The 15,089-nt window shown below is 62.4% G+C and carries 15 protein-coding genes; 4 read left to right on the top strand and 11 right to left on the bottom strand.

Features of this window, described 5'->3' with window-relative positions; all coding sequences use genetic code 11:
- The first annotated feature begins 92 nt into the window (after nt 1-92).
- Complete coding sequence (locus ACTHXA_RS06540; protein WP_441670575.1) at nt 93-854, top strand: GntR family transcriptional regulator; 762 nt, start codon at nt 93-95, stop codon at nt 852-854.
- Nucleotides 855-1,037: 183 nt separating this feature from the next.
- Nucleotides 1,038-2,051, top strand: a complete 1,014-nt coding sequence (locus tag ACTHXA_RS06545; RefSeq protein ID WP_441670577.1) for a sugar phosphate isomerase/epimerase family protein — start codon at nt 1,038-1,040, stop codon at nt 2,049-2,051.
- 578 nt (nt 2,052-2,629) lie between these two features.
- Here ACTHXA_RS06545 and ACTHXA_RS06550 read toward each other — a convergent pair.
- The 9 genes from ACTHXA_RS06550 to ACTHXA_RS06590 all read right to left on the bottom strand — a co-directional run bounded on the left by ACTHXA_RS06550 (nt 2,630) and on the right by ACTHXA_RS06590 (nt 12,751).
- Entirely contained in the window at nt 2,630-3,511 is an 882-nt protein-coding gene (locus ACTHXA_RS06550) for a sugar phosphate isomerase/epimerase family protein (protein WP_441670605.1), read from the bottom strand.
- Between the two features lie 55 nt (nt 3,512-3,566).
- Entirely contained in the window at nt 3,567-4,583 is a 1,017-nt protein-coding gene (locus ACTHXA_RS06555; protein WP_441670607.1) for a Gfo/Idh/MocA family protein, read from the bottom strand.
- A gap of 37 nt (nt 4,584-4,620) precedes the next feature.
- Entirely contained in the window at nt 4,621-5,541 is a 921-nt protein-coding gene (locus ACTHXA_RS06560; protein ID WP_441670579.1) for a sugar phosphate isomerase/epimerase family protein, read from the bottom strand.
- Nucleotides 5,542-5,582: 41 nt separating this feature from the next.
- Nucleotides 5,583-7,505 carry a 3D-(3,5/4)-trihydroxycyclohexane-1,2-dione acylhydrolase (decyclizing) gene (gene iolD / locus ACTHXA_RS06565; RefSeq protein ID WP_441670581.1) on the bottom strand — a complete coding sequence of 641 codons (1,923 nt, stop codon included), beginning with the start codon at nt 7,503-7,505 and terminating at the stop codon, nt 5,583-5,585.
- Between the two features lie 32 nt (nt 7,506-7,537).
- Nucleotides 7,538-8,449 carry a 5-deoxy-glucuronate isomerase gene (gene iolB, locus ACTHXA_RS06570; RefSeq protein ID WP_441670583.1) on the bottom strand — a complete coding sequence of 304 codons (912 nt, stop codon included), beginning with the start codon at nt 8,447-8,449 and terminating at the stop codon, nt 7,538-7,540.
- 41 nt (nt 8,450-8,490) lie between these two features.
- Nucleotides 8,491-9,417, bottom strand: a complete 927-nt coding sequence (locus tag ACTHXA_RS06575) for a class I fructose-bisphosphate aldolase (protein WP_441670585.1) — start codon at nt 9,415-9,417, stop codon at nt 8,491-8,493.
- Entirely contained in the window at nt 9,417-10,376 is a 960-nt protein-coding gene (gene iolC / locus ACTHXA_RS06580) for a 5-dehydro-2-deoxygluconokinase (protein ID WP_441670587.1), read from the bottom strand. The genes ACTHXA_RS06575 and iolC overlap by 1 nt, the downstream gene beginning before the upstream one ends.
- A 186-nt stretch (nt 10,377-10,562) precedes the next feature.
- Complete coding sequence (gap, locus tag ACTHXA_RS06585; protein ID WP_441670589.1) at nt 10,563-11,594, bottom strand: type I glyceraldehyde-3-phosphate dehydrogenase; 1,032 nt, start codon at nt 11,592-11,594, stop codon at nt 10,563-10,565.
- Between the two features lie 134 nt (nt 11,595-11,728).
- Nucleotides 11,729-12,751, bottom strand: coding sequence for a Gfo/Idh/MocA family oxidoreductase (locus tag ACTHXA_RS06590; RefSeq protein ID WP_441670591.1), 1,023 nt, complete (start codon nt 12,749-12,751; stop codon nt 11,729-11,731).
- Between the two features lie 178 nt (nt 12,752-12,929).
- Between ACTHXA_RS06590 and ACTHXA_RS06595 the strand changes: the two genes are divergently transcribed.
- Nucleotides 12,930-13,187 (top strand): DUF7218 family protein, encoded by a 258-nt coding sequence (locus ACTHXA_RS06595; RefSeq protein WP_441670593.1) that lies wholly within the window; start codon nt 12,930-12,932, stop codon nt 13,185-13,187.
- Nucleotides 13,188-13,320: 133 nt separating this feature from the next.
- A complete protein-coding gene (locus tag ACTHXA_RS06600) occupies nt 13,321-13,821 on the top strand; it encodes a hypothetical protein (protein ID WP_441670595.1) in 501 nt (166 codons plus the stop codon).
- A gap of 33 nt (nt 13,822-13,854) precedes the next feature.
- Here ACTHXA_RS06600 and ACTHXA_RS06605 read toward each other — a convergent pair whose 3' ends face one another.
- Entirely contained in the window at nt 13,855-14,109 is a 255-nt protein-coding gene (locus ACTHXA_RS06605; protein ID WP_441670597.1) for a hypothetical protein, read from the bottom strand.
- The gene (locus ACTHXA_RS06610; RefSeq protein WP_441670599.1) at nt 14,102-14,827 is read right to left on the bottom strand and encodes a hypothetical protein; all 726 of its coding nucleotides are present in this window, start codon (nt 14,825-14,827) and stop codon (nt 14,102-14,104) included. Before ACTHXA_RS06610 ends, ACTHXA_RS06605 begins: the two co-directional genes overlap by 8 nt.
- Nucleotides 14,828-15,089: the final 262 nt, after the last annotated feature.

The raw sequence follows: 15,089 nt of genomic DNA on the forward strand, positions 1-15,089 counted from the left end.
CGAACTGCACCTCACGCAGGTACTATTGTCAAGACAAGAGCGCAAAGGAGTTGCCTTGTCAATGCAACGTCGCACCTGAGGAGGGATTCGGCATGGCCCAGCCGGAACACACACTACCCGTCGAACTCTTCATTGATCTCGAACGCTCAGGCCCGGTTCCGCTCTACCACCAGGTTGCCAAACGGCTTGAGCAGGCAATCTACGACGAGGTCCTCCCCTCCGGTGCGCGACTCGAAAACGAAGTATCACTCGGTCAACGGCTCGGAATCTCTCGCCCCACCATCCGCCGCGCCATCCAGGAGCTCGTCGACAAGGGGCTGCTCGTGCGGCGTCGAGGCGTCGGCACCCAAGTTGTCCACGGCAAGGTCAATCGCAATGTCGACCTCACGAGTCTGTTTGAAGACCTGCAGCGCACCGGACAAAAGCCCGAAACAGAACTACTCTCCGCAGAAATTGAGACGGCCAACGACACCGTCGCGGAAGCACTCGGCGTAGAAGTCGGCAGCGAAGTGCTGCACATCACGCGACTGCGCAAGGCCGACGGTGCCCCGATTGCAATCCTCGACAATATTCTTCCCGCGGACTTTACCGACCTCAGCACCGACGCGCTTAAGACCCATGCGCTCTATCAGCTGCTGCGCGCACGCGGTGTCACGCTGCGCGTCGCCAAGCAACGAATTGGTGCGCGCGAGGCCACCGCATCCGAAAGCGAGCTGCTCGATATCCGCAAGGGCGGCGCGCTCCTCACAATGGAACGCACCGCATTCGACAGTTCCGGGCGAGCGATCGAGTACGGACAGCACATCTACCGACCAGAGCTGTATCAGTTCGAAATGACCCTGGTCGACCGTTAACGAGGCTCCGGACTGCGTTTTCAGAATTGCGAGTTCGCCGGCGAAGTATTGCGCCCGAGCAGCTTCCGCTAGCACCGGCACGAGTGCTACGCTCGATGCGAATGTATTGACATAACAACATTCATACAACCCGCTATTTCGTGACCCAGGCATCCGGAGTCACTCAGTCTCGAAGGAGAGATCATGCAACTCGGTGTGTACAACGCCATCCTCCACGACCGGTCCCTCCCTGAGGCGATCAAGGTGATCGCCGATCTTGGGCTCACCGGTATCGAGCTGAACACGGGCGGCTTTTTGCCCGCAGTTCACGTTCCCACCTTTGACGACATTCTCGACAGTGACACTGCGCGAGACGACTTCCTCGGGCTCTTCGAGGGCACCGGTGTCCAGATCGCCGGGCTCAACTGCAATGGCAATCCTCTCCACCCCAACCGCGCGATTGGCGACAAGCACGCCGAAGACATCCGCCGTTCGATTCGTCTCGCCAACCGTCTCGGTCAGACCCGCGTCGTCACCATGTCCGGACTCCCTGGCAGCGAGGACGGCGCAAAGAATGTGAACTGGGTCGTCAACGCCTGGAACTCCGCCGCCCTCGACGTCATCGACTACCAAATGGGCATCGCCGCTGACTTCTGGCGCGAAACCGACAAGCTCGCGCAGGACAACGACGTGAAGGTCGCCCTCGAACTGCACCCGCAAAACGTCGCCTTCAACTCGGCAAACTTCCTCGAGCTCGTCGAGCGCGCCGGCACGACCAATGTCGGTGTCGAGCTGGACGCATCCCACCTCTTCTGGCAGCAGATGGACCCGGTTGCGGTCGTCCGCTACCTCGGTGATCACGTTGTCCACGCGGCAGCCAAGGATGTGCGGGTCAACCCCGAGTTCGCAGCGATCAACGGTGTGCTCGACAACAGCTTCCGCAAGCTCGGCCCCGACGAAGAGCGCACCAACCTCGGTGGCGACGAGTATGCAAATGAGTGGCCCAAGAACTCCGCTTGGGACTTTGTTGCGCTCGGTCGCGGTCACGATGTTGAGTTCTGGACCGAGTTCTTGCGCGCCCTCTACGAGGTCGACCCGAACATGCTCGTCAACATCGAGCACGAAGACGTCTCCCTCGGTCGTGTAGAGGGACTCGAGATCGCCGCTGACGTCCTCAAGCAGGCGGATGCTGCGCTCACTTCGAGCCTGAACGCTTAGCTAGCTGCGGGGGCTGGCTGGCCGCGGGCTGGCTCGCTGCTGGCTGGCTGGGTGGCTGGCCGCGTAGCGTCGGGCCGTCGTCGGGCCACACGGCTTCGGGCCACAGCCACCAGCGACCAACCACCAGCCCATCACGCGATACCACCTTGAATGCGGGTTACCACTTTCTGGAAAGTGGTAACCCGCATTCAAGGTGGTACGGGGTCTCACGAGGTTCGCTCCGTGCACAGCCAGGCACGTCTGAGCACCGCCGGCGCCCCTGAGCACCCACGCGCTTCCGGTACCACCGAAAACGCAGCTGATCGCCAACGCGGCAGTCTTCACAATTTGGGGACCACCGAAAATGCGGCTTACTACTTTCTGGAAAGTGGTAAGCCGCACTTTGGGTGGTACTGCGCGTCAGGTGGGATCGGGGCCGGGCGCGGCGGCGGCACAGCGCGGTGTCACGGCGGCACCACAGCAACGCAGCGCGACGGCGACGCAGCGTGGTGTCACCGCGGCACCACAGCAACGCAGCGCGACCGCGATGCAGCCAGTAGACGCGGCGATGCACCCCAGCCCACCGCTGCGCCCCGCCGCTACGCGCGGGCGGCGCCGGCCACGAGCTCGCGGATCTTGGCGAGCTGGTAGCGCGCGACATCCTCGGCGTTTTCGTTCTCGCCGAAGACGTTCGAGACGATCACGGCATCCTCGCGGTCGAGGTAGCCGATCTTGCCGAGGGTGTCGAAGAGCTCTCCCCAGTTCACGTCGCCGTCACCGATCTTCTGGTGCTGGTGTACGCGCACCGAGTTTCCGGGAGGGTTGGTGATGTACCGCAGGCCATTGGACCGGTGGTGGTTGTAGGTGTCCGCCGCAAACACGGCGCCGAGGCGGTCGCCCACTTCAGGCAGGAGCGTTGCCGCCTGGTCACCCATGTGGAATGAGTGCGAGCCGACGTACACGAAGCCGACTGACTTCGAGTTCAGCCCGCGAATTACGCGCCAGGCTTCGAGGCCGTCCTCGACAAAGTCATCGGGATGCGGGTCGATGTTAATGCGCACACCCTCCTTTTCAGCAAGTGGGATGAGCACCTCCATCGAGCGATAGAACCCGGCTTCCGAGTCTTCCGAGCGCTCGGGGCGGCCCGAAAACTCGGTATTGATCGTGTCCACGCCGAGCTGCGCGGCAATCTCAATCACGCGCGAGAAGTTGCGCACGGCAACCTCACGCTGTGGCTCCTCGGGCCAGGAAATGCGCTGCACCGGCTGCAACGCAACAATCTCAACCCCGGCATCCGCCGCCCGCTTCTTCAGACCAGCGACGAGCTCGTCGTCGGCTTTAGGCATGCGGTGGAACGGCCCGAACTCGGGGTGTGGCGTGATCTGCACGTGTTCGTAGCCGAGTCGCGCGGTGATGTCGGGCAGCTCGAGGATGCCGTGGTTGAAGTGGTACGGGGTCGGGTCATAGGCAATGCGAACCATTGGGAACTCCATTTCTCCTTTGCTGAAACTTCGTCGGTGAAATTTCGCGTCGTGCTTAGGCGTAGAACGCGGGACGCTCGGCCGACTCGATAGTGACCGGACCATCCTGCTCAAGCGCCGTGACTCCGGCTTCACAGGCGAGGGCGACGAGGTAGCCGTCCCAGGCGTTCGGACCGTCAACGAGGGTGCCCGCGCGCACGGCGTTGACCCAGCGCTGTACCTGCTGGTCGTATGCATCCGCGAAGCGGGTAACAAACGAGGTGTGCTCGGCGCGACCGTAGTTCGCTTCCTTCCACAGCTCGAGACCGCCGGGCTGACCGATGCGGCCGATTCCCTCGGCGAACACGGCCTCGGTCGACACCTGGTAGCCGAACTGCACGCTCACGTTCATCTCCAGGTCGATGAGCACGCCGTTTTCGAGTTCCATGATCACCAGGATCGGCTCGCGCAGCCGCTCCGGGGCGAGCGGGTTGCGTCGCGCGTACTTCACTTCAACGCTCTTCAGCGGCGAGCCCGCAAGCCAGGGCAGGACGTCGAATTCGTGCACCACCGAGTCAGTGATGAGCATCTTCTGGGTGTAGGCATCGGGCACCGAGGGGTTGCGGTGTGAGGCGCGCAGCATGAGCAGCTCACCCGCGTCACCGGAGGTGACGAGTTCGCGAAGCTGGCCGTACTCCGCGTCGAAGCGACGCATGAAGCCGACCTGGATGTGCGGCTTGTCAAGCTTCTGCTCGGCCTCGAGCACCTGCAGCGAGGATGCCGAGTCGGGAGTCAGCGGCTTTTCGCAGAGGATGGGTAGCCCAGCCTCAAGCGCCGGCAACAGTACCGGTTCGTGGAACTGGCCCGGGGTGGCGATGAGCACGGCGTCAACAGCGCCAGCTGCAATCGCATCCTCAATGCGAGTGAACGCTTGCGCTCCGGGTGCGTTCTCGACGGCTGCAGCCGCACGGCCAGCATCCGGCTCGATGATCGCCGAGACGACAGCGCCCTTGGTGCGTTCGGTGATGCGCTTGACGTGGTCTGCGCCCATCATGCCGGCGCCCACGACGCCGACGCGAACGTCTGGGGTGATTTCAGTGGTGTTTGTCATTGTTCTGGATTCCTCGAAATTAGTTCACGCGAGCGGCGCGAGTGCAGCTGAAAATGTGGTTGCGAGTGCGCTTGGCAATCGGGCCGGGGCGGTCGACCGAGCAACCGTACATGTCGTGCTCAACAATGCCGAAGATATTCGGGTCAAGCTGAGCCACGCGCTCGATAATCGGCGCGAGTTCGGGGATGCCGTTCGGCGGTTCCACCATGATGTCCTGTGCGACGGCGTCGGCGAATGACACGTCGTTCTTAAGGATGTCGAAGATGAGTTCCGGGTCGACCTGCTTGAGGTGCAAGTAGCCAATGCGCTCCGGGTGTTCCTCGATGAGCTTGAGGTTGTCGCCGCCATAGTAGGAGTAGTGACCGGTGTCGAGGCAAAGGTTGGTGTAGCGCTCGTCGGTTTCAGCGAGGAATCGCTTCACCTCGCGGGCCGTACCAATGTGGCTGTCCGCGTGCGAGTGGAACTGCTGCTTCATGCCGAATTCTTCGAGCAGGGCCTTGCCGAGTCGGTCGTGTCCGGCGGCGAGTTTCTGCCACTGTTCGTCGTCGAGCGTGCGCGATTCGAGTGCTTCGCCGGTGGCGTCGCTGCGCCACAGGTCGGGGATCACGACGAGGTGCTGGGCACCGAGCTTGGACGCCAGGCCCGCGACTTCGAGCGCCTGGTCCCACGCGCGCTGCCACTGGTCTTCACCCTTGTGGAAACCGGTGAATACCGTTCCGGCCGAAAGTTTCAGACCGCGCGAACCCAGCTCGTCTGCGAGCTCATTCGGGTCGGTGGGCAGGTAGCCGTATGGACCCAATTCAATCCACTCATAACCCGCATCCACCACCTCATCGAGGAAGCGTTTCCAGGGCACCTGTCCGGGATCGTTAGGAAACCACACTCCCCACGAGTCGGGTGCGGTACCGATACGGATGGCTGCCGTGTCGCTGTTCGTCATGCGTTGAATCTCCTTCGACTCGATACTTCCTACCCCGGCGCCTAACCGAGGAGGGGCTTTTGGTTGGCCTTGTGGCCCAGGTACTCGTCATACGCCTGCTGCGTACTGTCGAGTTCAGATACCTCCGACACCGGGACGTCCCACCAGCCCTCACCGTCGGGTGCGTAGATGAGTGGGTCGCTATTGATGTGGATGAGGGTGCTGCGCTCGGAGGCTTTCGCGCTCGCCATTGCAGCCTTGAGGTCCTCGATCGCGGATGCGGTGGGCTCGACCTCGATGACGTCGAGTCCGTAGCTGCGGGCGTTCGCGGCGAGGTCCACGGGCAGGATGTCTTCGCCCTGGAAGTTCTTCGCCGTCTCGTCGTAGCCGCGGTACCAGGTGCCGAAGCGCTGCGACCCCACGGTCTCCGAGAGGTGACCGATTGACGCGTAGCCGTGGTTTTGGATGAGCACCACAATGATCTTGATGCCCTCAGCAACCGCGGTCACCAATTCGGTGTGGAGCATGAGGTAGGAACCGTCACCGATCATGATGACAATTTCGCGGTCGGAACCGGATGCGAGCGCGCCGCGCTTGGCGCCAAGCCCACCGGCGATTTCGTAGCCCATGCACGAGAAGGCGTATTCCACGTGGTAGCCGAGCGGGTCGCGCACGCGCCACAGTTTGTGCAGATCGCCCGGGAGCGATCCGGCAGCCTGCACGATGACATCCTCCGGGTCGGTTGCAGACTGCACCGCACCGATGATTTCTGACTGGCCGGGAAGCTCGAGTCCCGAAGGCTCGAAGGCCTTGTCGACCGCAGCATCCCAAGTCGCGTTTTCGCGACGGATGGTCTCGGCGTACGCCTCATCCACGCGGAAGTCCGAGAGCTCCGACCGGAGTGCCTCGATGGTCTCGCGGGCATCGGCGACCACGGCAATCTGCGTGCCGTGCTTGTAGGCGTCGAAGCTGGCGACGTTGATGTTCACGAAGGTGACGTCAGGGTTCTGGAATGCCGTGCGGCTCGCGGTGGTGAAGTCGCTGTAGCGCGTGCCGATGCCGATCACGACGTCGGCTTCGGCCGAGATTCGGTTCGCGGCGGTCGTCCCGGTCGCGCCGATACCACCGAGGTATTGCGGGTGGTCCCACACGAGCGCGCCGCCGCCAGCCTGCGAGGTACCGACCGGAATTCCGGTGGCTTCAACGAGGATGCGCAGGGCTTCTTCGGCATTCGAGTAGATCACGCCGCCGCCGGCCACGATCACCGGACGCTTCGCACCGCGGATCGCGGCAATCGCCCGCGCGAGCGCCGCGCGTTCGGGAAGTGGGCGACGCAGATGCCACTCGCGTTCCTGCAGGAACTCAACCGGCACATCCATCACCTCGGCCTGGACATCTTCGGGAAGGGAGATGGTGACCGCACCGGTCTCGACCGGGTCGGTGAGCACGCGCATCGCCGACAGCGCGATAGAGAATAGCTTTTCGGGGCGATCGACCCGGTCGAAGAAGCGTGACAGCGGGCGGAAGGCGTCGTTCACCGTGATGCTGGTGTCGTGTGGCAGTTCCATCTGCTGCAGCACGGGGTCGGCCACGCGCGTTGCGAAGGTGTCGCTTGGCAGCAGCAGTGCGGGCAGCCGGTTCGTGGTCGCGAGGGCGGCCGCGGTCAGCATATTCGCTGCCCCCGGGCCCACCGAGGCAGCCGAGGCATAGGTCCCGAGCCGGCGGTGCATCCGGGCGTAGCCAACCGACTGGTGCACCATCGCCTGCTCATTGCGTGCCTGGAAGTAGGGCATGAGATCCGGCTGAATCTCGTTGTACTGCTTGAGGGCTTGACCGATGCCAGCGACGTTGCCGTGTCCGAAAATGCCGAAGGTGCCAGCAATGGTTCGTTCCCGGTGATCGCCGTCAACCGTCCACTGGTTGCCGAGGAACTCAATGAGTGCCTGGCTGACGGTCATTCGTTTCGTGCGTGGCGTCGCTGCCATCGGTCCTGTCCTTTACTTTGCGGATGCGGGGGTTAGTTTGCGGAGTCGTCGCCGTAGGGCAGACGCGAGTCGAAGTCCTGGTTCTCCCAGGTGGCTCGCACCCAGCCGTGTGCCGGGTCATCCTGGATATTCCAGACACGCTCTTCGTCTGGACCGGCCATGACGTTGAGGTAGTAGAGGTCGTAGCCGGGAGCTGCAACCGCGGGGCCGTGATAGCCGAAGGGCACGAGCGCGATGTCACCGGTGCGCACGATTTCGTTAATGCTGATGTCACCGGCGGCTGAGGAGTAGGTCGCGAACATGCCAAAGGGGTCGGCTTCCGCAGGCGCTTCAACGCCCTTCGAGACGGCCGACTCGAAGTAGTAGATCTCTTCGAGGCGCGACTCGTGGCCGGGGATGTTTTCGTCGTGCTTGTGGGCGGGGAAGGACGACCAGTTCTCTGACGGGGTGATGACCTCGCAGACGATGAACTTGGATGCGTCGAGCGTGGCCGTGGTGCCGAAGTTGTGCACCTGGCGGCTCGAGCGGCCGGAGCCGCGAAGCTCAACTGGAACCTCGTCCTTCGCGATATAGCGAACCGGGAACTTGCCCGTTGCGGGAGCTTCGGCAACCGAAACGCGCGCGCTTCCGGTCAGCGTGGCGGAAGCGCCAACGCCGAGGTAGAGCACGTCAGTGGGGCCGTCGAAGACCGAGGGACGGCCGACGAGATCCTGCGTTTCGGAGTTGCCTTCGGCATCCGACCACTGGACCGAGGCGGGACCATCAAGCGGGATGATGATGCGCTCAACATCGCCTGCGGGCAGCTCGAGCGAACCCGACTCCGCGAGATTTGCGACGCGCAAACCCGTGTGCGCCCAACCCTCACGGGAGCCGTCGACGACTGATTCCCAGCCGTCTTTTGCGAGTTCACCGCGTGCGAAGAACCAGTCATTGTTCTGTGCCATTGGAGTCACCTTTCGTGTGCTTCTAGAGTTCAGATCGGATGCTAGACGGCGGTTCCGTGAACCATCGCAACAGCAGTATCAACCGCGCCTGCGACATCACCGTCATGCGGATAAATCAGGGTGCGTCCCACAACAAGACCGCGCACGCCCGGCAGCGACAGCGTGTGCTGCCAGCGGGCAAAGACCTCTTCCGGGGAGCCGTTTGGCTCGCCACCGAGCAGAAGCGTCGGCAGCGTAGTGGAAGCCATGACCGCTTCCATGTTCTCGACTACCGGGAGTTTCATCCAGGTATAGGCCGAACTATTGCCGAGACCGGAGGCAATTGCGACGGACCGGATGACCTCTTCAGTACTGAGGTCGTTCGTGATCTTGCCGCCGACCCACTTACTCATGAACGGTTCGAGCATGATCGGCAGTTGCGCGTGTACCGCATCGTCCACGGCCCGCGCATTGGCCTCAAGCGTTGCGACGGTGGCGGGGTCCGCCAGGTTGATGCGCACGAGCGTCTTCGCGAAATCCAGGCCATCGCGGCGGATGCTGTCGATGCCGTAGCCGGTGAAGCGATCATCCATTTCGAAGGCCGAGCCGCGAAGGCCGCCACGGTTCATGGAGCCAACCACGATTTTGTCCTCGAGCAGGCCCATCAGTGCGAGGTCGTCGATGATGTCCGGGGTTCCGAGCACGCCATCGACGCCGGGACGCGACAGCGCGATCGCCAGGCGAGCAAGCAGTTCGTACCGGTCGGCCATCGCATTCGCGTCATCACGAACGCCCAGTGCTCCGCGGGCGGGGTGATCTGCGGCAACAATCATGAGCTTGCCGTCGCCGGCGAGCAGCGGGCGACGCTTGCGCGCGGCGAATTTCTCGGCTACCGCCTGGGGTTCCTCAGCGCGCAAGCGGCGCAGTTCCGCGAAAGTGGACTCATAGTGTTCGAGGGCGTCCGCAATACTTGTCGGTACTTCGTTCATCAGTTCTTCCCGTCCAGAATCGCCTGGATCTCGTTCGAGGTGGGCATTGCGGTGGAGCATTCGCGACGCGAGGCAACCAGCGCACCGGCAACATTCGCAAAGCGCAGGATGCGGTCAAGGTCCCAGCCTTCGAGCAGTCCGTGGCAGAGCGCGCCACCGAAGCTGTCGCCAGCGCCGAGTCCGTTGACGACCTCGATCGGGTACGGCGGCACTTCGACGAACTCATTGCGAGTCTTCGCGATGACGCCCTTCGGTCCCTGCTTCACAATCGCGAGCTCGACGCCGCGCTCGAGCAGCGCATCCGCTGCCCGCATCGGCTCGGTCTCCCCCACCGCAACTTCGCATTCCTCGCGGTTTCCCACGGCGACGGTCACGTGCTCGAGGGCCTTGCCCACTTCCTCACTCGCTTCTGCGCGCGAGTTCCAGAACACCTCGCGAAAGTCGAGGTCGAGGATGGTGTGGGGCCTTCGTGCGCGAGCTGCCCAGGCCGCGTGGTGGGCGCTTCGGCTTGGTTCTTCGCTGAGTCCGGTCACCGTGGTCCAGAAAATTTTTGCCGCACGAATCGCATCCAGGTCGAGCGACTCTTCCGGGACAGCGAGGTCCGGCGCCTTGGGCTTGCGGTAGAAGTACAGCGGGAAGTCATCCGGTGGGAAAATCTCGCAGAAGGTGACTGGGGTTTGCAGGTCATCAACCTGAATCACGTACTCGGAGGAAACGCCGAGCCGTTCGAGTTCGCGAACCACGTAGCGGCCGAATGAGTCGCCGCCTGTTCCAGAGATGAGGGCTGCGCTGTGGCCGTGCTTGGCTGCGGCAACGGCAACGTTGCCCGCGCTACCGCCAAGGTATTTGCCGAAGGTGTCAACATCTTCGAGGCCGACGCCGTCCTGCAGCGGGTAAATGTCAACACCGACGCGACCGAAGGTCAGAACGTCAATGTTCGTTGCGGTAGGAGAAGTCACGAGTCTCTCTTCAACTTTCTACGGTGATCGGATCCGGGAGGCTTCGGGCCAGCATACACCTAATGTCCTAACAACTGAACATATGGTTCTGCGGCTGAGAATTCCCGCCTCTTGGGTGCGTAAAAACAGCCGCGGGGTGTGGGAAATTGCCCACACCCCGCATGCCAAGCTAGACGGCTATCGCAGTTACGCGTGCACCGCCGCGAGTGCTGGAATCGTTGCGCCGACGCGCGCCGAGAGCTCGACGAGGCGGTTTGAGAAGCCCCATTCGTTGTCGTACCAGCCGAAGACCTTGACCTGGTTTCCCGATACCTGGGTGAGACCGGAGTCGAAGATCGTCGAGTGCGGGTTGCCGGTAATGTCCACCGACACGAGTGGATCTTCCGAGTACTCGAGGTAGTTGTTGTAGCGCTCGGATGCTGCGGCTCGCGCGAACGCGGCGTTGACCTCTTCAGCGGTCACCTCGCGCGAGAGTTGCGCGGTGAGGTCGGTAATCGAGCCAACAGGCACCGGAACGCGAAGGGCCAGGCCGGTGAGTTTTCCTTCAAGTTCCGGAACGACGAGGCCGATTGCCTTCGCCGCACCCGAGCTGGTCGGAATCGTCGACACCGCAGCCGCGCGAGCGCGTCGGAAGTCGCTGTGCGGAGCATCCAGCAATCGCTGGTCTCCCGTGTAGGCGTGAATCGTGGTCATCAGCCCGGTCTCCACGCCAAATTCGTCGTTGAGCACCTTCCCGAGGAATGCGAGCGAGTTCGTGGTGCACGATCCATTCGAGATGATGTCGTGCCGGGTGGGGTCGTACTCGTCGTCGTTGATGCCGAGCACAAGGGTCTTGACGTCGCCGCTCGCGGGCGCCGAGATGATGACCTTCTTCGCACCACTGTCGAGGTGTGCCTGCGCCGCATCCGAGGTGGTGAAGAAACCGGTGGACTCGATTACGACGTCGACCCCGAGGTCGCCCCAGGGAATATCAGCTGGGTTGCGTTCGGAGAAGACCTTGATTGATTTACCGCCGACAATGAGTTCGCCTTCGCGCGCTTCCACGCTCTGATCGAGGCGACCGAGCAGCGAGTCCCACTCGGTGAGGTTTGCGAGTGCTTTTGCGTCGGTGAGGTCGTTGACGGCAACGATGTCAATGTCTGCGTTCTGTGCGAGTGCCGCGCGGAGGTAGTTGCGGCCGATGCGACCGAAGCCGTTGATTCCGATTTTTACGGTCATGAATGTCCTTTTGCCTGGAGTTCTGAGTGAACTGGGTGATTGGAAGGGACGGAATTTGGAAAATCTGGGGACGAATAGGGACCAGCCAGTGCCGGACTGAGCATGGCTAAGTCCGGTAGCTGGGCTCGTGTGGGCTAGAGAGAAACGGTGCGGGATTCCGCGGCGCTAATCCACACAGTGTCGAGCACTTCGAGGGTGCCGACCGCTTCGGATGCGGGGACCGGCTGCGTCGCGCCAGTGTCTACGGCCGCGGCGAACTGCTCGTAGTAGTCGGTGTAGTCGCCCTGTGCGGACGGCACTGGCTGGCTTCCCTCAGCGGTGTTGAGCGTGGCCCAGCGTGCTTCAGCTTCGTATCCCCACTGCTCGCGGTTACCCAGCGGCCGCTCGCCGCGGAAGATTGCCTGTGTCTGCACATCCGTTTGCGAGGATATGAAACTGCCGCCTGCCGCGAACACCTTGAGCTCGCGCGACACGAGGCGGTTCACCTTGCTCGCCGAGATGTGGGAGTGAACACCATTTTCGTGTTCAATATTGATGAAGAAGCTCGCGTCAGTACGCCCCTCGGGCAGGTCAATCCAGTCGAGGTTCGCCGAGACGGCTTTCGCTTTGCCGAAGAGCCAGAGCGCCTGGTCCACGACGTGGCTGCCGAGATCGCGCAGCAGGCCACCGGTCGGTCCCGCCTCGAGCGATTCGGGCTCATCGAGGTTGAATGCGGATTCGAAGCGCCAGACTTCGCCGAGCTGGCCCTGATCGAGCACCTGCTTGAGGGTGCGAATATCGGTGTCCCAGCGTCGATTCTGGAAGACGCTGAGCAGTACGCCCTGCTGTGCGGCAGCGGCCACGAGTTGGCGACCGCCTTCGGCGTTCGGAGCGAATGGCTTGTCGGCAATGACATGCACGCCCGCGGCGATTGCCTCGAGAACGAGATCGCGCCGAGTCTCCGGCGGAGTGGTGATCGTCACGGCATCGACGCCCGCTTCGAGCATGTCGGTGAGGGATGCGTAGATCGGCACCTCGGGGAAGTCCTCGCGAACTTCTGCGATGCGCTGCTCGGAACGCGCGACGATGCCAACGAGTTCGACGCCGTCCGCTGCCGCAATATAGGGCGCGTGGAAGAACCGTCCACCGGTTCCATAACCGACCAAACCAAGCTTCATGGTTCCTCCTGAATTCGCTGCATTGGCACTTTGTCAGGACAACCTAGCATTGCACTCTGTCCGGCGTATAGAGGGTTGCACGTTTGCGTAACGTCCAGCCAAGTCCTGCAGGCTTTGGAAGTCGATACCCGCGAGGTGGAGATCAACATCCGTCGGCCCTGCGCGAGAGGAAGAGACCATGCCGGACCCGAGCATCAAAGACGAAGAGCTTTACCAGCGGCTGCGTGAAGAAGGGAACTCCAAAGAGAAATCAGCGCGCATTGCGAACGCGGCGGCCGCCGAGGGCCGCTCCAAGGTCGGTGAGCGCGGCGGCGAGGCCGAAGACTACGAAGACCGCACCGTTGACGAGCTTCGCGAGCGGGCGAAGGAACTCGGCCTGAGCGGCTATTCCGACCTTCGGAAGGATGAGCTGATCGAGTTGCTGCGGGAGCACTAATCCGGGTCGCACTTCCGACCGACAGATCTCAGGCCAACGGGCGACGTGCGGACAGCTGCACCGCAATACGCTGGTGAGCATCCTGCACATCCGGACCGCGACAGTCGGTCACCGCAACTAGGGACGGATACTGATGCTCGACGAAGGTCGCGACCTGCCCACGCTCGAGGAAACCACCGGGGAACCGGGACAAGTCGCAAGACGCCGGAACCGCAGCATCCGGAATACCGCGATTTGGTCGGGGATCACCTTCCTGATTGCGGCGGGGCTAGTGGTGCTGACAGGCTGGCTGTTTTTCACACCGTCCAAGATGCTTTCGTCACCGTTCGAGGGCACGGAGGTACTTTGCCCGCCCCTGTCGGCGGGAGTCTTCGAACCCGCTCATATGAGTTCGCTCCAGATCGACAATGTGACCGAGGCGCTCGATGCCTATGAGGCCGAACGCGGCCTGGAGTCAGACATCGCGCGATCTCTCCGGTACGAGGACATCACTGAACAGGGTCCGCTCGCCTGTGCGGTCGTGCGCGACAACCGGCAAACCGCGTTCTTCTTCAGCGCGGCGCTCGCCGCCGGTGCGATCTACGCGTTCGTCCGCTGCGGCCGCGCTTGGATGCGTGCGACGGCCGATCGGTGAGTGGCAATACGCCACGCAGACTGAGGGGTCGCGTTACGCCTGCCGCGCGCGGGTGATTGCCAGGCGCACGAGCGCCGCCGAGCCGATACCGAAATCATCCGCTTGTTCGGTCGCCTCGAGCATGGCATCCGTCACCTCTGACCAGGGATGCTGGCGTGCATATATCCGCATCCGGTGCCAGTCCTCGAAATCACCACGTTCCAACGCGGTGACATAGCCTTCGAACCCCCACATCTCGACAGGATCGGCCGGGGTGACGCTCAGATTGCGGAACTGCAAATTAGTCATTTCTAGGTTCCATTCTCTCGGCGACTTCCTGGCAAGCAGTGACCACTTGTGCCCAGTCCGTGAAAGCGCGATCCAGTCCCTTGTAGTGGTCGAGTTGGCCAATGACCCGAGAATCCTTCGGCTCCGGGTTCGCGAGCCGACCTGCGACCTGCCCGGCAACACTCACCGCGGGTTGCTTCGTGAGATCCGGCGAATAATAATCATCCATGCTCTCAAGCACGTGCGCGGCCTGTTCGACACCGAGGTAGCCAGTCATCGCGGCCACGTCGAGGTAGTCACGCACCTGGTTGCGCTGCACGACGAGGAACGCTTTGATCCGGAGGGACTCGACAGCGGTGGGAATACGCAGTGGTCGGTTCTGCACGAGTACCGTCACCGTCTCCAGCGGTTTCTTCCGCCGAAGCTGACGGACGCCTGCTTCCACTCCCTCGTAGGAACCGAGGATCGTGAGTTTTCGATCGGGGTCAGCTCTGGCGAGACGCCATGCAGGTTCGCTTTCAAGTGATTTCAATACGTCGTCGTAGATGGGCGCAAGGTCCGCGACAACATGGTCGTGGTCAACGCTCAGTCGATGTCGGGCCCAAAACGCGGCGGCACTGCCGCCGACCATTGTCGCGTCGGGGACGATGCGCTGGAATTCAGAAGCGCTCTTCAACACTTGTTGAAATTCTCGAGGATATTCTTCGAGGTCGATAACGTCGAACGGGTCGTTTGTCACAGACTCTCCTTGGTGCCCCAGCTGTACCAAAGCGTCATCTCGGTCATCGTCGCTACATCGCTGCGCATCTGCATGATCCACGAGCCCCTCCTGGCGATCATGGCTTCGTCCGGAATACCAGAAACGGCCCGCTACGAATAATACGCTGCGAGCCGTTCAGTTCTGTCTCCACACAGATGGTTGAGTCACAAAACTCAGTGCGCCTGGAGGGACTCGAACCCCCAACCTTCTGATCCGTAGTCAGATGCTCTATCCATTGAGC

The sequence above is a fragment of the Gulosibacter sp. genome (assembly GCF_052090685.1).
Classification (GTDB): Bacteria; Actinomycetota; Actinomycetes; order Actinomycetales; family Microbacteriaceae; genus Gulosibacter.